This is a genomic window from Vibrio sp. 1457, from assembly GCF_033340195.1.
In the GTDB taxonomy this organism is placed as follows: Bacteria; Pseudomonadota; Gammaproteobacteria; order Enterobacterales; family Vibrionaceae; genus Vibrio; species Vibrio alginolyticus.
This window is the reverse complement of sequence record NZ_JAWOWA010000004.1, coordinates 141,691-161,250: the sequence shown is the minus strand read 5'-3', so window position 1 is coordinate 161,250 and position 19,560 is coordinate 141,691. Positions and strand designations below refer to the sequence as shown.

Annotated in this window: 17 protein-coding genes; 14 read left to right on the top strand and 3 right to left on the bottom strand. The window is 47.6% G+C overall.

Translation table 11 applies throughout. From position 1 onward, the window contains the following. Positions 1 to 226 precede the first annotated feature (226 nt). Genes R7Z41_RS05980 through dsrO form a run of 3 tightly spaced genes read right to left on the bottom strand, consistent with a single transcriptional unit; the run spans position 227 to position 5,234 of the window. Positions 227 to 3,319, bottom strand: a complete 3,093-nt coding sequence (locus tag R7Z41_RS05980; RefSeq protein WP_225477544.1) for a tetrathionate reductase subunit A — start codon at positions 3,317 to 3,319, stop codon at positions 227 to 229. Positions 3,320 to 3,336: 17 nt separating this feature from the next. Next, complete coding sequence (gene nrfD, locus R7Z41_RS05975; protein ID WP_318136338.1) at positions 3,337 to 4,470, bottom strand: NrfD/PsrC family molybdoenzyme membrane anchor subunit; 1,134 nt, start codon at positions 4,468 to 4,470, stop codon at positions 3,337 to 3,339. Continuing rightward, positions 4,467 to 5,234 carry a sulfate reduction electron transfer complex DsrMKJOP subunit DsrO gene (gene dsrO / locus R7Z41_RS05970; protein ID WP_225477548.1) on the bottom strand — a complete coding sequence of 256 codons (768 nt, stop codon included), beginning with the start codon at positions 5,232 to 5,234 and terminating at the stop codon, positions 4,467 to 4,469. The genes nrfD and dsrO overlap by 4 nt, the downstream gene beginning before the upstream one ends. A 180-nt stretch (positions 5,235 to 5,414) precedes the next feature. Between dsrO and R7Z41_RS05965 the strand changes: the two genes are divergently transcribed. The 14 genes from R7Z41_RS05965 (at position 5,415) to R7Z41_RS05900 (ending at position 19,501) form a co-directional block, all read left to right on the top strand. After that, on the top strand, positions 5,415 to 7,250 hold the full coding sequence (locus tag R7Z41_RS05965; RefSeq protein ID WP_225477550.1) for a sensor histidine kinase: 1,836 nt from the start codon (positions 5,415 to 5,417) through the stop codon (positions 7,248 to 7,250). Positions 7,251 to 7,275: 25 nt separating this feature from the next. Beyond that, entirely contained in the window at positions 7,276 to 7,878 is a 603-nt protein-coding gene (locus R7Z41_RS05960; RefSeq protein ID WP_025767241.1) for a response regulator transcription factor, read from the top strand. 102 nt (positions 7,879 to 7,980) lie between these two features. Beyond that, complete coding sequence (locus tag R7Z41_RS05955; protein WP_080996681.1) at positions 7,981 to 8,379, top strand: hypothetical protein; 399 nt, start codon at positions 7,981 to 7,983, stop codon at positions 8,377 to 8,379. Positions 8,380 to 8,443: 64 nt separating this feature from the next. Next, complete coding sequence (locus R7Z41_RS05950) at positions 8,444 to 10,555, top strand: protein-disulfide reductase DsbD family protein (protein ID WP_053304249.1); 2,112 nt, start codon at positions 8,444 to 8,446, stop codon at positions 10,553 to 10,555. After that, on the top strand, positions 10,552 to 11,067 hold the full coding sequence (locus R7Z41_RS05945) for a protein disulfide oxidoreductase (RefSeq protein ID WP_225477552.1): 516 nt from the start codon (positions 10,552 to 10,554) through the stop codon (positions 11,065 to 11,067). Before R7Z41_RS05950 ends, R7Z41_RS05945 begins: the two co-directional genes overlap by 4 nt. 162 nt (positions 11,068 to 11,229) lie before the next feature. After that, positions 11,230 to 11,862, top strand: a complete 633-nt coding sequence (locus R7Z41_RS05940) for a class I SAM-dependent DNA methyltransferase (RefSeq protein ID WP_054702062.1) — start codon at positions 11,230 to 11,232, stop codon at positions 11,860 to 11,862. Between the two features lie 25 nt (positions 11,863 to 11,887). Beyond that, complete coding sequence (locus R7Z41_RS05935) at positions 11,888 to 12,643, top strand: class I SAM-dependent methyltransferase (RefSeq protein WP_054702059.1); 756 nt, start codon at positions 11,888 to 11,890, stop codon at positions 12,641 to 12,643. 19 nt (positions 12,644 to 12,662) lie between these two features. Beyond that, positions 12,663 to 13,088 (top strand): GNAT family N-acetyltransferase, encoded by a 426-nt coding sequence (locus R7Z41_RS05930; protein ID WP_054702057.1) that lies wholly within the window; start codon positions 12,663 to 12,665, stop codon positions 13,086 to 13,088. 3 nt (positions 13,089 to 13,091) lie between these two features. Next, positions 13,092 to 13,652 carry a GNAT family N-acetyltransferase gene (locus R7Z41_RS05925; RefSeq protein WP_080960112.1) on the top strand — a complete coding sequence of 187 codons (561 nt, stop codon included), beginning with the start codon at positions 13,092 to 13,094 and terminating at the stop codon, positions 13,650 to 13,652. Between the two features lie 227 nt (positions 13,653 to 13,879). Further along, positions 13,880 to 15,013 carry an efflux RND transporter periplasmic adaptor subunit gene (locus tag R7Z41_RS05920; protein WP_005376722.1) on the top strand — a complete coding sequence of 378 codons (1,134 nt, stop codon included), beginning with the start codon at positions 13,880 to 13,882 and terminating at the stop codon, positions 15,011 to 15,013. Beyond that, positions 15,006 to 16,277, top strand: coding sequence for a TolC family protein (locus R7Z41_RS05915; protein WP_206970727.1), 1,272 nt, complete (start codon positions 15,006 to 15,008; stop codon positions 16,275 to 16,277). The genes R7Z41_RS05920 and R7Z41_RS05915 overlap by 8 nt, the downstream gene beginning before the upstream one ends. After that, the gene (locus tag R7Z41_RS05910; RefSeq protein ID WP_225477554.1) at positions 16,274 to 17,488 is read left to right on the top strand and encodes an ABC transporter permease; all 1,215 of its coding nucleotides are present in this window, start codon (positions 16,274 to 16,276) and stop codon (positions 17,486 to 17,488) included. Before R7Z41_RS05915 ends, R7Z41_RS05910 begins: the two co-directional genes overlap by 4 nt. Before the next feature lie 2 nt (positions 17,489 to 17,490). Beyond that, on the top strand, positions 17,491 to 18,774 hold the full coding sequence (locus tag R7Z41_RS05905) for an ABC transporter permease (RefSeq protein WP_025787555.1): 1,284 nt from the start codon (positions 17,491 to 17,493) through the stop codon (positions 18,772 to 18,774). A 22-nt stretch (positions 18,775 to 18,796) separates the two neighbouring features. Beyond that, positions 18,797 to 19,501, top strand: a complete 705-nt coding sequence (locus R7Z41_RS05900) for an ABC transporter ATP-binding protein (protein WP_206970725.1) — start codon at positions 18,797 to 18,799, stop codon at positions 19,499 to 19,501. Positions 19,502 to 19,560 lie beyond the last annotated feature (59 nt).

Here is a 19,560-nt window from a genome sequence, read left to right as displayed (position 1 = left end):
GACTCACTTTAATTTTTATTAATATGTCTAAGTGCTACTTGGTAGTCACTCGGACGATATTGTCGGCCTTGTCAATAATGAAAGGTATTGTGGATTTCCACATATTTAATAAGTGTAAATGGCCGTATTTGTTTTTATTGGTTGTTCTATAAGCTATAAAAACAAAGTGGTGAAGAGCTGCACAAATCGGCAGCTCTAAGTGGTAGAGACGTCTTAACGTGCGGCGTTACGCTTTGCGGATTTTGGCCGGCAAGGACTGACGTGCCGCCGCGCCCACTACCCAATCCAACAATACACCTTTACCTTCTCGGGTAGGATCAATTAAGCCAATGTCGTTAATGTTAACGCCATCTTGGCTGCGCGTTTTTACGGGTTGCTGTTGATCACCGATCCAGTGTGAGCGTTGCCCTAGCTCGGTATGGCCAAACCCATGTTCAAACCCGAGTGTGCCAGGGCGAATCCCGCTGACTATCATCGCAAGTGCTTTGGTGCTTGCTGATGGGGTTTCGATCATAAACTCATCACCCGTTTTAATGCTTGCGCGCTCGGCATCGATTGGATGGATGTACACTGGGTTTACGCCTTTAATCGAGTTCAACCTTGGCGATAGGTTGGATACCGCACTGTGAATGTTGGATTTAAAATTCGTCAAGCTGAATGGCCATTCTGAGCTTGGGAACTGTTCTTCCATTGGTGTGCCATCGGCCAGCTTTTGTGGATGCCATGTTGGGCAACCGGTGTAGAAATCACCGGTCATGGTGTTTCTTGCGCTGCCGACACGTTCATTCCATATCGCAACTGGTCGTGTCCATTTGTGCTTCATTTGCTCACCTTGATACGCTTCGGTTGCATTTTCAAAGCGTCCGCCGCGAGCAAAAATAAACGCCACTCGTTTCATCTCATCCGCTGTTAGCGTGCTTTGCATCGCTGGCATTAAACGCTCTAAGCCTGACCACGCAATGTCTTCTGCCGAAACTTCAGGCACGCCGCCTTTCACATAAGCCAAGTTTGCCGCAGCTCGCAAATAGAAATCTTCGGCGCGATGGAGAGCGTGCCAGTTGCCTTGTGCATCTTGAATTGCATTGTCACCAAAGCCGCCCAGCTGTATTTTCTTAGCGACATCAATCAGAAAGTTCTCTAAGCAAATCGAACGACCATCGGCGGTTTTCTCTGTTCGCGCTTCCACAATCGGCCAGCGAGCGGTGACGGTTTTCACCGGAACATCGTGCCAAGGCGTTGCCATACCCCAGCTTTCGTAGGTGACCGTGTCAGGTACAATATAATCCGACAACGCGGTGGTTTCGTTAATGAACGCATCAACAGACACAATCAAACCGAGTTGTTTTGGATCTTTAAGCTTGTCTTCCAGCAGTGTTTTCAAACCGGGTACACCATACATCGGGTTCGCCATGTGGTTGATCCACGCTTTAACGCGATATGGATACCCATCAATAGCCGCAGACAGATGCTCCGTCAGCAGTGGCGCTGCAAACGGATACCAAGGTGCGCGAGTTGGGTAAGGGGACTTTCCTGCCTCAACGCGACGTTTGTATTCGCTGGTTTTGTGGTATGGGAATTTACTGCGCGATAAAAAGACGCCTTTCGGGCCGACTTTGCCAGCAAACTTGGTGAAGTCGTAACGAGGACCCGCAGCGGAAGTTGGGTAGCCACCCGCTTTCGCCATCGCGCCGCCTTTCATGTTGATGTTACCAATCAACGCATTGAGCATCATGATGGTAAACGAGTTATAGAACCCATTGGTGTGCATGTTGCCGCCGTGGGTATCGACCACCGCTTTGGTTCCGTGACTGGTGAAGCGTTTTGCTAGTTCTGCGATTTGCTCAACAGGGATCTCACATTGTTGGCTGTAGAACTCAAAACTGTATTTGAACGCCTCTTCTTTGAGCCTTTGTAGAGACGATTTTACTCGTACTTCGCCTGATGCAAGCGAAACCGTTTTATCGACAAACAGTGCCGCTTCTCCTGTCTGGGTATGCACACCAAATTCGCCGCTTTGATCATCCACGATGACGTACGGATCGGAATCAGACAACGCTTCGCCCTCGAATGGCAGATTCAGATCCGACGCGCGTAAAAACGTGCCGTTTCTCGGGTGCTGCTCATCGCTTATCACGAGATGTGTCGCATTACACCAGTGCGCGGTGCCTGCTCGTTTCATTGCGTTCGCCCCCGGTTGGGCTAAGAAGGTTTTGTTGTAGCGTTGATTTTCGATGATCCATTGGATCATGCCAAGCACGAGGGCAGAGTCGGTGCCCGGCTTGATTGGTATCCAGCGGTTGTTGTCACCGGCTGCCAAGCTCGATGAACCCGCAGGCAAACTTGGCGTGATGATGGTGTATTCCAAGCTGCCTTCTGTTCGCGCATTGGCGAGTTGGCGCGCCTGTCGCTTAAAAGGGTTGCCAGCTTGAGCTGGCGACATACCGATGAAGATAATGTATTCCGCATTATCGAAATCTGGCTTTAAGTGTGCGTTCTTATCTAAGTCGTTCATAAATGCGCCGCTGCCAGCACGAAATGCGTAGCCGCAGTACGAACCGTGGTGCCCAAAGTTTCGCGTACCATAGCTGTTGAACGCGAAGCGCTTGAAGATGTCGTCTCGGCCTTCGTTACCGGCGTTGGTCATTAACAGTTGGTTGGCTTTCGGGCCATATTCTGGGTTTTCAGGATCAACGGGCGTTGTTAAATCGCGAATGTCGCGCAAGCCATCAACATGGCCTTCACCAAATAAATCTCCGCCTTCTACGACCTCTTCTATCAATTGTTCGTAGCTGATCGGAATCCATTTTCCTTCGCCGCGTTTGCCAACTCGTTTCAGCGGTTGAGTGATGCGGTACGGGCTGTTGCGAATTTCTAGCATCCCATTGCCACGTGCGCATGCTGTTGAACGACCTTCAAGGCCCGCTTCTCCAGCCAAACTTAAATAAGCATCTTTGACTGGCGTTTCGAACGGAATGTGTTGCTGATGAGACAATGGGTGATATGGGTTGCCAGTGATACGCAAAATCTCATCGTTACGGTTATCAATGCGCACACGCAACCCGCACAGTGACCAACAGCCAAAGCACATGGATGGCGCAACGCGCTGATTTGGATTAGGGATCAGGTTGCCTTTGTTGTTGACCGTGTACTCTGGTTCAAGAGAATTACCATTGTGAATATCACGCGTTTTTTCTCCTGCGGTGCCTTCGAGCGCACCCTCGACCATATGTTTGGTTGTGGTGGCGTAACCCGCAGCGAATGCGCCAAGCCCACCCACTGCAATGCCTGATTTCAAAAACTGACGGCGTTTGTTATCCATGATGAGATCCTCTTTGATTAGCGTTCAGTTAAGGTGAGTGATGATGCTTTTGCTTCTATATTTGGTTTTGGTTGAACCAGCTCTGATCCGAGCAATGCCAGTGCAAGCCATAATCCGAGCATGCCGATAATGCCTATCAAGCCATTTCCATCCATAGTGAGTTGGTATGGATACAGCCCTGCATCGAACTTGGCGATGGTTTGTACTTCCATGATGGTAAACCAGCGTATCAGCCACGCACTTGCCAGTGCGGCACCAGACACAAAACTGAGTCCTATGACGTGACGAAATCTGGCTGATGCGGACTTTTGGGGATCGCGCAAGAAGAAGATGAAAGCGAGCAAAACACAACCTAAAACGACAAAAGTGAGCAAGGCAATGTTGTGCATCCATCGTTCGCTAGAATAGAGCGAAAATGCGGAATTGTTGGATGCCCAAATCGGTAGCAGTATCAGCGTTAATACACCGCTGGTAACCACCGATTTTTTCAGTAAATTAGTATCGCCAGATGTTAGCGTCTTTGACTGACTAGGCAGCAAGAGCCAAATCAGCAGAGAGAAGCCAACCGCGCCCATAAAAGCAGTAACAAACCAAAGAATCGGTGATGCTGGTTGGTGCCATAACGAGCGTGATTTTACGACCGCAATTTCAGCGCCAGTGTAGACTGCAATGGTGATGCCTGATAGCACCGTGATGGCGGACACCATAAGCATGGCTCTACGAGAGAGCACCCATTCACCCAGTGACAGCTTTGAAATTATAGGCAGTACTTTCCTTGGCTGATTACGTAAGTTGATCAGATCCTGGCGGAGATACAGCCATGCAGTCACTACCGCTAAACCTGAGAAAACAGGCAAGAAAAGCGACCCTAAAGACATCCATGACCACGGCGTGATGTGCGCGTAAAAATGCCATGCGCGTCCCGGTTGGTGTAAATCACCAGTTAACGCCAATGGCCCCACGATGGCACCGATGGCCAGCGTCAGCACAAGTGCAGCGCGCAGTCTGTGGCTGGTGTGTTTTTCAAATAATAGGGCGATTAGGAATAAAATAGCGGCAGCATAAGCCGAACCGATGTAGAAGAAATACTGTACCGCCCACGGGAGCCAAGCCATCGCTTGAGGTTGGACTAACACTTCGGTGATGTTCATGCGTGCTCTCCTTGTGGGTCGTAAATAGCTGGCTGCCCGTCGATATGGCTGGTAAAGCGTTCATCCATGCCGATATAAAATACATGTGGATTGGTACCTTCATTGGGTTTCAATACTTTGATGTCGTCCTGATGTTCTTTGATTAAGCGGCGAATCTCGCTTGTTGGGTCGTTTAAATCACCAATCACACGTGCACCGCCAACACAGGTTTCCACGCAAGCAGGTAATAGGCCTTGTTCTAGACGGTGAGCACAGAAGGTGCACTTATCTGCAGTGAGGGTGTCCTCATTGATAAAACGAGCATCGTAAGGGCAAGCTTGTACGCAATACGCGCAGGCGACACAGCGACTGTTATCCACCATGACGATGCCGTCTTCGCGCTGAAAGGTCGCTTGAACCGGACAGACAGCCACGCAGGGTGGGTTTTCGCAGTGGTTACAAAGGCGCGGTAGCATAAAGGCTTTTGCTTCTCGCGTGGCTGTAGAGCCATCATCTAACGTAACTTCGTACTGCTTTACGGTGGTTCGGAACTGACCGATTGGCGCTTGGTTCTCGATGCTGCAACCCACAGTGCAAGCCTGGCATCCGACACATTTACGCAAATCTATCACCATGGCATAACGCTTGCCGACTTGTCCTTTTCGGTCAGCGGACTGGTTATTTCGAATAATGTTTCCCGCAGTTGCCGTGCCAATGCCAGCGACTGGAATTAACGCGGCTCCGGCTGTGACCGCGCTGAGAAAGCGACGTTTGGTGGAATCCATAACTCACCTGCTTTTTTTGTTGTATTTGAATTGACTGATTCCATTGTGAGAAATGCACTGCGAGGCTTATATTGTGGATTTCCACATACCCAGATCAAACTTGATCTAAAACAAATGTGGTTTACCAAGGGTAGCTGTTATTCTTGCTCCATTACTTTCGAAGGAACGATTCTACTCATCATGAACAAAACGCCACGGTTGCTTCAGTTTTGGGTTCTTTGCTTAGTTGCCTTTGCATCTTTGGCTCAGGGCGCAGTTTCTGAACAAGCAGATCTGCAAGGAATGCAAGAGCAAAAAGCAGAGCAGCCACAGGTCAAGAAAAAAGTCGAAGTGGGCGTGTTAGCGATACGTGGTCATCTTTATGCCGAGCAGAGATGGCAACCGACCATTGATTGGCTCAATCAGCAAATTTCCGATGTGCATTTTGTCCTTCATCCCCTTAACTTGGATGAAATGGGCGAAGCGGTGAAGTTTCAGACCATGGATTCCATCTTAACCAACCCAGGTCAGGCAGTGCGGTTGGGCAGGCAATACGCGCTGTCGTGGATGGCAACGCTAACCAGCAGAGCACCACAAAACTCGAATTACGGCATTGGTTCGGCGCTTGTGGTTCGAGCCAATTCAAGTTATCAAACGGTGCAAGATGTCTCAGGACGTCCTGTTGCGGCGGTATCAGAAAAAGCGTTTGGTGGTTATCTAACGATGCGCTATCAAATAGTCAAAATGGGGCTTAATCCAAACGATTTCTTTTCTGATGTCCGCTATCTTGGTTTTCCTATTGATGCCAACCTGTATCAATTACGTGATGGCAATGTGGAAGCGGCCGTTGTCCCTGCTTGTTTATTGGAACAGATGCTAAGTGAAGGGCTTTTACAACCGAGTAATTATCGAGTTTTAAATCAACAGCCGAACGAGCGCTCGTTATGCGCTGTTTCCACACCGCTTTATCCTAACTGGTCATTTGCCAAAACAGAGCGCGGCTCAGCTCAGATCGCCAAACAGATTGCGCAAGTATTGTTAGCGATGCCACCTGAACACCCTGCGGTTATTGCGGCAGGCGCGTCAGGTTGGACGTCCCCCGTCAGCTTGCTGAGCATCGACAAACTTTATCAGGCGTTGGATCTCCATCCGTTGCAACAACCTTGGTGGAGTGAGGCTCTACGCTGGCTGCGTAGTCATCAAGAATGGGCATGGGCGCTGTTCATGTTTGTGATTGTGTTGAACGCGTACCACTTTTGGCTTGAGTATCGATTTAGCAAGAGTAAGCAAGCTTTGGAGCAGACATCGTTGCGATTAAAAGAGAAAAGTGAACAGTTAGAACATTCACAAAGGGTCGCGATTGTCGGAGAAATCGGCACTAGTCTTGCCCATGAACTCAATCAGCCACTGGCAGCCATTCGCAACTATAGTGAAGGCGGTTTACTTCGCTTGGCCAAAAAGCGCCCTCATGAAGATATTGTCCCTGTGCTTGAGAAAATACAGGGCCAAGTTGAAAGAGCCGATGCAATTATTCAGCGATTAAGAACGTTGATTCGCAAGCGCAGTGTCGACAAAACGTCGTGCGATCTTCAAGTACTCATTGATGACACGATTGAGTTACTCCATTTTCGGATGCAGAAGCAAAACATTTCTATTGTGGCCAGTACAGAAGGGAACATTCGTCCGTTACTTGTCGATGCAGTTGGCGTACAACAGGTTTTAGTTAATGTGATCAGCAACGCGATTGATGCGTGTACTTTGTTCCAAGAGAAATATCACTCATCAGGTTATCAAGGTAAAATTGCCCTGCATTGCGATTACCAAATCAGTCAACTCTCTATTCGAGTGTTAGACAATGGTACAGGGTTGCAGCAAGAGAATCCGACTCAAGCGTTTGTGAGTAGCAAAGAAGAAGGGCTTGGGCTGGGGTTGGCCATTTGTCGCGATGTGATGGAAATGCATGGTGGCGAGTTTGTCATCAGCTCGATAGCACCACATGGTTGTTTGGTTGAGCTTGTGTTTCCATATCAAAACTAATCTGAACTAGACATAGGATCATTCAATGAGCAGCGGTGAAAAGCAGCTACCTGTTTTTGTAGTCGATGATGATGAATCGGTGCGTGACTCGCTCGCTTTTATGCTGGAAGAGCATGACTTCAACGTGACGACTTTTGCTGATGGGCAATCTTTTCTCGATAAAGTGAACATTCATCAGGCCGGATGCGTGATCCTTGATAGTCGAATGCCCAACCTTCGTGGTCAGCAAGTGCACCAAATTTTAAATCAAGCCAACAGCCCGTTGGCCGTTATTTATCTGACAGGGCATGGTGATGTCCCGATGGCGGTCGATGCATTACAAGCTGGGGCGGTCAATTTCTTCCAAAAACCAGTCAAAGGCGATGAACTGGCACGAGCTATTTTGCAGGGACAGGCGCAGTCTGCCACAAACCTCGATATGGCAGCAGCAAAATCGGCTTATGAATCGCTCACACCTAGAGAAAAAGACATTTTACGTTTGATCATTGAAGGAAAGCGCAACATTCGTATTGCTGACGAACTTTGCATAGCAATGCGAACGGTTGAAGTACACCGAGCTAATCTATTGAAGAAGTTCTCGGCAAAAACCGTTGCAGAGTTGGCATATATTTATGGCAAGCTAGATTAAAGCTTACCGAGTGAAGCCTCTTAAGGCTATTTAGAGGATACAACTTGAGCTTTATGACGACTCGCGTATTATCTTCTTCGTTCTTACTTTATCTGAATTCTTATGAGTTTGTTGACTAAACGACATCACACGCCACATAAGCGGGCAAAATGGCTACTAGCGATTATTGGCTGGGTGGTGGTTGTGTGTCTGATGCAAAATTCAGGTTTTGCATCGTCATGCTCTATGAAATATGAGACGGAATCGCCCGCGGTTTCACTTACTGATGAGCGTTCGAGCGTCAAGTCGATTGATACTAAAGAAACCAGCAAGTGCGAATTGTCTGAAAAGTTAATTCAGTTTTCTCAACATCAACTCGATGTATTTATTGTTGTTCTGTTTGTGGGTATTTTTGCTTCGGCAATTTGGTTGTGCAGTGCCTATATTGGTGCGCAACATTGGACGGAACCGATAGGCCGTAAGTATCGAGTCCATCTGACTTTCTGTGTGTTCCGAGAATAAAAGCGTGCTTTCTGACCACTAGCGTCAGTTATTTAGCACCTTTGTCTTTTAACTAGGAATCACTATGAATCAAATTACTAAACTGACTCAGTTTGCGTCCATGTTTTTTATTACGCTTGCTTTGAGTTTGCTCTCTCTGAGTGTTTTAGCTCAAATTACTGATACAGGTTGGCTAACCAACCCACAACATCCTCCAGTGCAAACGCGCTTTGTGCTCACTGGTCAACAAGATCCGCAAGCCAAAACACTTACAGGTTATTTGGATGTCAAGTTAACCGGAGACTGGAAAACTTACTGGCGTTCACCTGGTGAGGGCGGCGTAGCGCCATCTATTGATTGGCAAAATTCACAAAATTTATCCAAAGTGGATTGGCAATGGCCGCATCCACAAAAATTCGAACTATTAGGTATCGAGACTCTTGGGTATAAAGGCGATACTTTGTTCCCCATGACGCTGCACGTCGAAGACATGTCAAAACCTGTCACGATTGATGCGGTACTGACACTTTCTTCTTGTACGACGATTTGTGTGCTGACCGACTATAAAATTCAATTGACGTTCTTGCCTTCTGATCTAAAAGTCGATGAAGACGTGATGTTCAGTTACGCTCAAGCAGTGAGTAACGTGCCGCAGCCATCGCCGTTTATTGATGTTACTCAGGCGAGTTGGGATGCGAACCAATCGAAACTACAAATCAAGCTAAAGAACAGTCAGGGTTGGCAACAACCACAAGTGCTGGTGGATGGTGTCGATGAAGCAACGCGAGACTATAGCTTCAAGCTTGAAGGAATGCATCAAGAAGGAAACATCGTCACCGCGAGCTATATCGTTGATACTTGGCTGGGCGATGTGGAGTTAGATGATCAGTCGCTGTTTGTGACCATCAAAGACACCAATTTACTAGCAGAAGAAACCACTCAAGCAACTGCTGAGGCAATAGTTGAACCGTTGCCGAGCACGTCTCTAACGAGTGTTTTTCTATTCGCGTTGCTCGGCGGTTTAATTCTTAACATTATGCCTTGCGTTCTTCCGGTTTTGGGGATGAAGCTAAGTAGTATTGTTGCCGCTCAAGGTATCGAGCGTCGTCAAATTCGCGCTCAGTTTGTTGCCTCGTCACTTGGTATATTAACGTCGTTCTGGATTCTCGCTGGTTTTATTTTGGTGCTCAAGCTAACAGGTAATGCCATTGGCTGGGGCGTGCAATTTCAAAGCCCTTGGTTCTTAGGTTTTATGGTGTTGGTCACCACTTTGTTTGGGGCCAATATGCTGGGGCTGTTTGAAATCCGTCTATCATCGGGTACCAATACATGGCTGGCCTCGAAAGGTGATAACTCCCTAGTTGGTCACTATGTTCAAGGTATGTTTGCCACATTGCTTGCGACGCCTTGCTCCGCGCCTTTCCTGGGAACAGCCGTGGCGTTTGCCTTGGGTGCCGACGTATTAACGTTATTTGCAACTTTTACAGCATTAGCATTGGGTATGGCACTGCCTTGGATCTTAGTCGCTGTGTTTCCAAGTATCGCGCTGAAACTACCAAAGCCTGGCTCGTGGATGAATGTCGTTAAAATAGTGTTTGGCATAATGATGTTGGCAACCAGCGTTTGGCTACTTTCATTAATGGCAAATCATGTTCCGATGTTATGGATTGCACTTATCGCTGTGGCTGCTTTTGTTGTAATGATGGCAAGAGTTAAGAAAGTGTATGGTGAGAAAGCGCTTGCTGTATCCGGAACTGCGTCATTAGTGTTGATAGCTGGTGGCCTGTTACTTGGTAGTGTCACTGCCGACCAATGGGCGACACCGCTTCCTGAGGACTTAGCGTGGCAGAAGCTTTCTAACTCGGCGATTGAAGATCACGTCAATAATGGGCGAGTGGTGTTTGTGGATGTCACTGCGGATTGGTGTGTCACGTGTAAAGCGAACAAGATCGGTGTGATCTGGCAAGATCCTGTCTACTCATTGCTGCAAAGCCCTAATGTAGCGACGTTAAAAGGGGATTGGACACATCCGGACGGCTCGGTAACTGACTTTTTACGAGCTCATGGGCGTTACGGTGTGCCGTTTAACATCGTCTATGGCCCGGCAGCGCCACAAGGTATCCCGTTACCTGTGATTCTGACTGATGATGTTGTTTTAAGTGCGGTGAAGCAAGCGAGTGGGGGAGCTATTCAATGAGTTCGACAAAGCGGCGTAGAACATTCCGATATTGGCTCGTTCAAATCGTACAGATGGTGCTCATTGTCACCGCGATTTCTATCGCGATGGATTGGTATCGCACCAAAGATATTCCTAAACAGGAGGCTCCACCATTGAGCTCCGTATTGAGCGATGGTGAATACTTCGATGCAATCGCGCAAAGTCATGAACAACCTGTCGTTGTTTACTTTTGGACGACTTGGTGTCCCGCTTGTAAATTTGTAAGCCCAAGCGTGAGCTGGCTGAGTGATGACTACACCGTAGTTGGCGTTTCTGGCTCGTCGGGACCGAATGAGCGTGTGGCGCAGTTTATGAGGGCAAAAGAATATCGTTTTGAAAACATAAACGATCCTTCAAGCTATATTATGCGTGAATGGAAAATTAGCGTGACTCCAACCATTTATATTTTAAGAAATGGTGAAATTTCCTCCGTCACAACTGGCGTTACCACTCCGATAGGAATACTAGCGAGAGTTTGGTTAGCTCGATAACGCAATAAAAATCCGATATTCAAAATATTGAGTATCGGATTTTTTTTGTTGTCCTAAACAACCAGTCGGTCACATACCATAAAGAACTAGTCAATCAATAAGTGTCTAGATGCTTATTGCGTGTTACATTCGAGCATCGTTCTGGTTATCAAGGAGGAAACGATGAACGTAGCAAAAATGTATGATGATGTGTCGGATCGCTATCAAAAGTTGGTGGATGACAGTCACTACGTCGGTCCACGTTGGATTTCTGAGAAGTTAAAAACCTCTCCCATCGAGCAAGGCTCGGTTCTCGACCTAGCCTGTGCGACTGGCAGTATCGGACATGTCGTAAAAAGTCACTATCCAGAACTCGCCATCCATGGCTTAGACATCTCGTCCAAAATGGTTGATAAAGCGCGCCAAACTAACCTCTATCAAAGCGTCGCGGTTCATAACCTCGATGAGCCATTTTCCCCTTTGTTTGAGCAAACCTTCGACCTTATCACCGCACTTGGTTTTACTGAGTCTCTAGCCGAGCCTCAACAACTTCTGGAGTGTATTTCGCATAAGCTAACTGCGAATGGACGATGTTTTATCAGCTTTCAATACCACGATCCGGATGGACAAGATTTGCCTCGAAATACTTATAGTGGATCGGTCGTGCATAAGGCATATACCGAAAGTGAAGTTGAGCAACTCTGTCAGCAAGCTGGGTTGGAAGTGGTTTCACTAGAAAACGTGATTGGTTACGTATCTGGTGTTGGTTATGTGTGTCGATACTTGATGCTAGAGCTGAAAAAGTCACACCGCTGAAATAAGTAACAAACAAGGATTGTTTTTGAAAACACAAGATTTAACCGAGTTCGGGTCTGGAATTGAATACGATGCTCAATACGACCAGCATTACCATCACGACATTGCTTTCATCACAAGGTTAATCGAAGAAACCAATGCTCGAAATGTATTGGATGTCTGTTGTGGTTCCGGCATTGTCACGATTCCAGTCTCTGAGCAACTCAACGAAGCCATTGGCATTGATATTTCTGAAGGGATGCTCAAACACGCAAAGGACAAAGCCAAAAGCAGGAGTAACTTGCGTTTTCTTCATCTAGACGCAACCCAGTTTTCGTTAGGTAAGAAGTTTGACCTAGCCATAATGACAGGGAATGCATTCCAAGCCTTTTTAAGTGACGACATGCTGGCAGGCGCACTGAGCTCAATATCAAAGCACCTAGAAAAAGGTGGGCGATTTGTCTTCGATACGCGGTTACCAACGCCAGAGAATCTAGAATTGGATCATGAGATGGCGCTGTGGCAAACCTATGTTTCTCCAACCTATGGTGAAGTGAATTATTTCGGTATGAAGGCCGAGTATGACTTGCAAACGTCCATCATGTATTTGAACAAAGAGCGCCATTTTGAAAGTGGAACGATTGAGCATTCCAGCATTGATTTAAAATATCGCCCGCTGGAAGACATAGAGGTTTTCCTTGAACAAGCGGGATTCAGAATTACAGAGAAGTACCAATCTTGGTCAGCGCAAGTATTTGAGGCGAATGCCAACTCGCTTGTCTGTGTGGCTGAGAAAATATAAACCAATGTTGAGGGATACAATGCAAGGGTTTCGAATTACTACATTGTTAGATGACATGGATTTAGACGTTATCTACCAGTTCATTTCAAACAGTTATTGGGTAAAGGGCATTCCAAGAGAACGCCTTGAGAAGTCATTGCGCCATTCGTTCTGTTTCGCGGTTTTGGATGATGAAAATCAACTCGTTGCTTTTGCTCGGTTAATTACCGATCGTACCACGTTTGCGTACCTTGCCGATGTGTTTGTTGTGGAGGTACACCGTGGTAAAGGCATCAGTAAGTGGTTGATATCAGAAATTGTTGCTCATCCAGAACTACAAGGCTTACGCCGTATGATGCTTGCAACCCGCGATGCTCATGGGTTGTACGAACAGTTTGGGTTCACTCCTATTGCTCCAGTAGAAAACTTCATGCAAATCTGGAAACCGAATGTTTATCAGAGCTAAATCATGATGAGAGTTGAATCTCAACAAGTGGCAATCAGATACCTCAAAACAACAGACGCTGCTCCTCTGTTTGAAAACTATTTAGGCGATGAGCAAGCATGCCGCTTCCTCAATCGCCAAGCCCACCAAAATGTTAATCAAACCCTTGAAGCCATCGAAAGATGGTGTGCTCAATATGATCAAAAGTCTCCCAATCTATTAGTCTTCGCTATTGAAGAACTCACTTCTCAAACTCCTATTGGTTGTCTGGTGCTGATACCTGAGCAAGACAGCAGTGAAATCCATTTTGGTATTTCTGCTCGCTATCGGGGAAAAGGCTATGCAACCCAAGCCTGCAAACTTGGCGTTGTCTACCTGCAAAGCTTGGGTATAACGCGCATTCGCACCGCCCCGCATATTGGCAACCACGCGAGTATCCGTGTGTTGGAGAAATGCGGCTTTATCAGCCAAGGCATTTTAAAAGCGCATGCAGTTTTTCCTGCTCTAGGACGTGAGGCGCAAGACTGTATGGATATGCAATTGGAGGATATCGAACTGCGCCATTTTGCACATTGTTCAGAATGAAATTGATAGCGGTTGAAATGAGCGGTTACAGAGCATGTTAGTTGCCATCGTAGACAGCGTCTTTGCTGAATGATTCGTCGAGATTTTTTAGTCTTTGATTGTCAGAGGCGACTGACAAAACCATACCAACTGTGACAACCAAACCGCTATTAAAGCAGGATATTATTCCTTCAACTTTGTGTTTTAGGAGTAGTCATTAGACTACCCAATAATTGTTGGAATAAATAATGACGAAACGTTGGCTTGTCTCCGCTGTGAGCATCGCGCTGCTCGGCGGTGGTACGTATTTCTATCTCCAATCTGCTGCTCAACCAGAATTGCTGCCTACATTGATTGTGGAAAAAGGCACGATTGAAAAACAAGCGGTGGCTGTTGGTAAAATTGTCCCTGCACACTCTGTGTCTATCAAGTCACAAATCGACGGTATCGTCGGTGAAATTTACGCGAAAGTTGGTGAAAAGGTGAAGCAAGGCCAGCCGCTGATCAAAGTGCGTCCAAACCCAACACCCCAAGCATTAACGGATGCATCGGCAGAACTCATGCGTAGCGAAGCCGATCTGGAATCCGCCAAACAAAAACTGTCCAACTTAGAAAGCTTGGTCAAGCAGGACATTATTCCAAGTAACTACGACGAATACGTAAGTGCGCGCTCGGCAGTCAAATCTGCGCAAGCGGACGTATTGCAAAAGCGCCAGAATCTCGAACTCATCCGCAGTGGTGAGGCGTCTATCGGCGATGCGCGTTTAACGTCGACGATCTACGCGCCAATTGATGGCACAGTACTCAACCAGAAAGTAGAGGTCGGAGAGCCGATCATCTCGACTCAATCAAGCCAAGCCGCGACTGAAATGATGTCATTGGCCGACATGAACAGTCTGATTTTTAAAGGTAGCGTCAGTGAGCATGATGCTGCGCAGTTGTCTCCGGGAATGCCCGTTATGTTGACGGTTGCGCCTTATCCTGATGTGGCGATTTCTGGTGTGCTAACCAAAGTGGCGATTCAATCTGAGAACCTTAACTCACCAGAGGGCAATGCTTCGGCAAAAAGTTTTGATAACGGTTTTGAGGTTGAAGTGGGAGAACTCAAGATCCCACAAGATGTGTTGCTTCGTTCTGGTTTTTCATCGACGGCTCAAATCATTCTGAAGAAGTCTGAAAACGTGCTCACTCTACCGGAGCGCGCTCTGCAATTTGATGGTGACGCACCGAATGTTCTGATCCCCGACAGCTCAGAACAAGGGTTTCATAAACAACCTGTGAAACTCGGTCTGTCAGATGGCATCAATGTCGAAGTGCTTGACGGCGTGGAGCTTGATGAAGAGGTTATCGACAACAGCATGATGGGAGCGGCGCATGGTTAAGCTGCAACGATCAACAATCGCCTTTGCATTGTTGGCTGCCACGCTCAGTTTGCCGACCTACGCAATTTCTATTGAACAAGCTTGGCAACAAGCAAAGCAGAACGATCCAAATTACGAAAAAGCGAAAATCGGCGTCCAGCTTGGCGAGGTTGGCGTACAGAGTAACCGCAGTGCGTTATTGCCGGGCTTAAGTGCCAGTGCGTCAGCGGATTGGAATGAGTCCTCAAGCCATTCCAACAGTTACGGCGCTACCTTAACTCAAACTATTTGGGATAGCAGTTTGTGGTCGGAACTGGATCAAGCGAATGCCAATTATCTCAAAGTACAGTTAGAGTTATCTCAAGCGCATAACGAGCTTGCGCAAAAGTTGCTCACCGCTTACCTAGATGTGGCAAGCGCACTGGGCGACCTCAAATTGGCGCAGTCCAAGCTGGAGGAGGGGAAAGAACTTCTCAACATCATCGAGAAACGCTATCGAGCAGGCAAAGTGAAGTCGGTTGATGTTGAAGAGATGCGAGCGAATCAAGTCTCTGAGCAAGCAAGTATCCTCAATGCAAAAGCCGATCTCGAAGTTAAAAAAGCAGAGCTTGCGGCGTTAATCAATCAAATGCCCGAGAGTGTCGACCAAATTCGAACGGATTCTTTGATTCAGCCACCGATGCTGGTGGACTCTCAGGAGCAATGGCTAAAGCTGGCGAAAGACAGCAGTCCAGAGCTGTTGGTGGCGGCGCAGATGGTGAAAGCGAGCGAGTTCGCGAAAGATTCAGCTAAAGGTGGATACTACCCGACCGTCAAAGGCAGTGTGGGCTACAGCGATGGTGACAATCGTTCAAACGGCGAGTTTAACGCTGGGATTAGTTTGAGTTTGCCGATTGACCTAAATGGTGCAGTGCGAGCGAAAGTGGACGAAGCATCGTTGAACATTTTAGGCGCCAAGCAAGATATGCGTAGAGTGGAAATTGATATTCAGAAACGAGTTATTCAGCAGTTTACGCAGGTCGATATCAACTGGAATCAAGTTTTAATAGCGAACGAGCTAGTTGAGTCGCGCGCCAGAGTGTTGCAAAGCAAAGAGAAACTTTACGACGCTGGCCTGCTTGAAGTGTCGGAAGTTATCAGTGCACACAACAGCTTGTTTGAGGCGAAAAACAGTCTGCAAACCAACTTGTACAGCTATTGGCGTAAGAGAATCGGCTTACTGCAAACCGCAGGGAAACTCGATGACGATACCATGGTGTTGATCTCTCGGGCTTTTCATTCATGAGCAGCCTGTTGCAGCAAATTTGGCAAACGTTGATGGCGCACCGCATGAAGAGCGTGCTAGCCATTATCGCGATTGCTTGGGGCGTGATCTCTGTGGTGGTGTTAATCGCACTTGGCGAAGGCTTTTATCGCCATCAGACCCAGTCGTTTTCATTTATGATCAACAATGTGCAAGTGGTGTTTCCGTCGAGTACCAGTAAACCGTGGCAAGGGTTACCTTCAAGACGACAAATTGATATTCCACAAGAAAAAGTCGACATGATCAAACAGTCGGGCTTCGTGCAACAGGCGTCGAGCGTTTACGCCAAATGGGATGCGAATATCACCAATCTCAAAGGACAGAACTTATCGAGTACGGTCAGCGGTATTGATACGTCTTACTTTCCTTTAATGCAACGCAAGCTGCAATCCGGTTCGAGAAACCTGTCACCAAGTGATATGAAAAACCACACTCGCGTGGCAGTGTTAGGCGATCAAATTGCGCAAATGGGCGGAATCCAAATCGGGGATAGGCTCAAAGTCAACGGCATTCCGTTTTTGGTGATTGGGATAACCGTTGGTGAGGACACTGGCATTTCATTCGGCGATAGCCGCACGGTTTTCATTCCTCAAACAACGTACCGCGATTTGTGGGATGCGAAACCTTGGATGGTATTGATGAAGCCGAGAGACGGGATGGATGCATCGTCATTTCGACAAAATATCGTGAACTTTTTCGCCAAGCAGCTTCATTTTGACCCAAGTGATAAAGATGCGGTCGAATTACCCGATTTTAGTGAAGGTGCGGCGGTCATCAGTGGAATTTTGCGTGGCATTCAGATTTTTCTCGGAGCGAGCGGTGCGATGACCATGGCGGTCGGTGCGCTTGGTGTTGCCAACATCATGTTTTTATCCGTCACTGAGCGCACGCGTGAAATCGGTGTGCGTTTGGCGATCGGGGCGACTCAAAAATCCATACTCAGTCAGTTTATTCTTGAGGGGCTTATTTTGGTAGCTGTGGGCACGGCATTAGGTCTGATGTTTTCGTATGCCGTGGTATCTGTCCTAAGCAGCATGGGATTACCGGAATGGATTGGTTTGCCTGTGATCACGCCAGATTCCATTGCTTGGTCTTTACTTGTGACGCTTATCTTGGCATTGATGGCATCGTATTTCCCAGCAAGGCGAGCATCACGTCTCACGCCAGTCATTGCTTTGAGTGCGAGGGCTTAGCCATGTTGTTACCGATGAGACAAATTTTCCAAGAAATGGCCGCAGAAAAGCTGAGACTGGGTTTGACCATTCTAGCAGTAGCGTGGGCGACCCTTTGTATCGCTGCTATGTTGGCGGTAGGTGAGGGTATTCGTCAGGGCGTATTGAAAACCGCACAAAATGGTAACGGCAACTTGATTTATTTGACCGGAGGGATGGCCACCGTCGACCACGGTGCTTTTCACCAAGGTAAGTTTCTGACACTAAAAATGGACGATTCAGAGGTTGTTCGAGCGTTACCCGATGTAAAAAGCGTTGCGCCAACGGCGAAGTGGAAAGAGCGCATCACCGTTGGTGACAGAAGCTCGTGGCAAGAGCCGTTAGCAGTCACGAGCGAGTTTCAATCCATGACCAATTTGGTGCCGATGGCGGGGGGACGATGGTTAAATCCACTCGATCAAAAAGAGACGCGCAAAGTCGTTGTACTGGGTTATGAACTGGCAGCCGACTTATTCAACCCGAATGAGGACTTTAGTTGGTTTGCGACAGTCACATTGCAAGTCAACCCTGTGGGGCAAAAGGTAAAAATCGGCAATGAGCAGTTCACCGTTGTGGGCGTATTGGAGAAAAACAGCGCCCAAATAGAACTGGGGGATCTTATCAACTATTCCAGCTTTGTGCCGTTAGCGACGTGGAAGCGATTTCATGTCAACGGTGAAATTGGTGGCATCAATGTGCAACCACAAGCAGATGTAGACCGAGAAGCCTTAGCAAAGACGATCAGGCAAGTGATTGCCCGTAAGCACGGGGCAAGTGTCAGTGATGAACAGGTCGTCCAAGTCGATGATATGTTCCTTAAACAAAAGAGTATGCAGCAGTTTCTGATAGGTTTGCAGAGTTTTCTTGGCATTATCGGCTTCGTGACGTTAGCTGTTGCTGGCGTTGGCATCGCCAATGTGATGTATGCCACCGTAAAGCGATCTACGCGTGATATCGGCGTGCGCATGGCGGTCGGTGCAACCCCAACGGCCATTCGCATGCACTATTTAGTGCAGTCTTTATTGACAATGATGATGGGGGGCGCGCTTGGCTTAGGCGTGACGTACGCGCTGGTGTCTGCCATCAGTTCCATTCCTTTAGAGGGCAATGCCTTTTATGAGCAACTGGGTAAACCTGTCCCTGAGTTGTCGTGGGTCGTTGTCGCGATTGTCATCCTCACCTTAGTGATAATTGGTGTGGCATCTGCATGGTTACCTGCAAACCGAGCCGCAAAAGTCAGCCCATTGGAGGCGCTACAAAGTGAATAACAACAATAACTCTGGAGAGAACATGTCGAACCAGCCGCTTGTTGAGCTAACCAACATCTGCAAATACTACTCAAGCGGAGAGGCGGAAGTACGTGCGCTCGACGGCGTAGACTTAACCATCAATCAAGGTGAGTTTCTTTCGATTCTTGGCCCGTCTGGCTCGGGTAAATCAACGCTAATGAACATGCTCGGCTGTTTAGATAAGCCCACCTATGGCGAGTACCAACTTGGCGGCCAAAACGTAGCAAGTTTAAGTGCGAATGAGTTGGCTGGCATTCGTAACCAAAAGATCGGGTTTGTCTTCCAAAGCTTTAACTTATTGGAATACGCGACGGCGCTTGATAACGTGGCACTGCCGTTGGTTTACTCTGGCATCAAAGCCAAAGAACGTCGCCAGCGCGCAGCTAAATTGCTAGAGCAAGTCGGGCTAGGGGATCGTTTAGACCATAAACCAAACCAGCTTTCTGGTGGTCAAAAGCAGAGAGTTGCTATCGCCAGAGCCTTGGTCAACGATCCGCAAATCATCTTAGCGGATGAACCAACGGGTGCATTGGACTCAAAATCCGGCGCAGAGATTGAAGCCTTGTTCAATCAACTTCACGCTGAAGGCAGAACATTGATCATCGTGACGCACGATAACGCCCTCGCAGAACGCACCAAACGCATCATCACGATCAAAGATGGCAAGGTGATTTCGGATAGAGCGCCGGTAAGTAGGGAGAGATGAGCTTTTCTTAATTGAGAACTGAGTTTTAAGGGAAATAGCGATACAGAGGCTATCTCCCT

Bases quoted from the DNA above. Each gene is read 5' to 3' on its own strand.
- R7Z41_RS05980 (WP_225477544.1), bottom strand. From the start codon at position 3,319: ATGGATAACAAACGCCGTCAGTTTTTGAAATCAGGCATTGCAGTGGGT.
- nrfD (WP_318136338.1), bottom strand. From the start codon at position 4,470: ATGAACATCACCGAAGTGTTAGTCCAACCTCAAGCGATGGCTTGGCTC.
- dsrO (WP_225477548.1), bottom strand. From the start codon at position 5,234: ATGGATTCCACCAAACGTCGCTTTCTCAGCGCGGTCACAGCCGGAGCC.
- R7Z41_RS05965 (WP_225477550.1), top strand. From the start codon at position 5,415: ATGAACAAAACGCCACGGTTGCTTCAGTTTTGGGTTCTTTGCTTAGTT.
- R7Z41_RS05960 (WP_025767241.1), top strand. From the start codon at position 7,276: ATGAGCAGCGGTGAAAAGCAGCTACCTGTTTTTGTAGTCGATGATGAT.
- R7Z41_RS05955 (WP_080996681.1), top strand. From the start codon at position 7,981: ATGAGTTTGTTGACTAAACGACATCACACGCCACATAAGCGGGCAAAA.
- R7Z41_RS05950 (WP_053304249.1), top strand. From the start codon at position 8,444: ATGAATCAAATTACTAAACTGACTCAGTTTGCGTCCATGTTTTTTATT.
- R7Z41_RS05945 (WP_225477552.1), top strand. From the start codon at position 10,552: ATGAGTTCGACAAAGCGGCGTAGAACATTCCGATATTGGCTCGTTCAA.
- R7Z41_RS05940 (WP_054702062.1), top strand. From the start codon at position 11,230: ATGAACGTAGCAAAAATGTATGATGATGTGTCGGATCGCTATCAAAAG.
- R7Z41_RS05930 (WP_054702057.1), top strand. From the start codon at position 12,663: ATGCAAGGGTTTCGAATTACTACATTGTTAGATGACATGGATTTAGAC.
- R7Z41_RS05925 (WP_080960112.1), top strand. From the start codon at position 13,092: ATGATGAGAGTTGAATCTCAACAAGTGGCAATCAGATACCTCAAAACA.
- R7Z41_RS05920 (WP_005376722.1), top strand. From the start codon at position 13,880: ATGACGAAACGTTGGCTTGTCTCCGCTGTGAGCATCGCGCTGCTCGGC.
- R7Z41_RS05915 (WP_206970727.1), top strand. From the start codon at position 15,006: ATGGTTAAGCTGCAACGATCAACAATCGCCTTTGCATTGTTGGCTGCC.
- R7Z41_RS05910 (WP_225477554.1), top strand. From the start codon at position 16,274: ATGAGCAGCCTGTTGCAGCAAATTTGGCAAACGTTGATGGCGCACCGC.
- R7Z41_RS05905 (WP_025787555.1), top strand. From the start codon at position 17,491: ATGTTGTTACCGATGAGACAAATTTTCCAAGAAATGGCCGCAGAAAAG.
- R7Z41_RS05900 (WP_206970725.1), top strand. From the start codon at position 18,797: ATGTCGAACCAGCCGCTTGTTGAGCTAACCAACATCTGCAAATACTAC.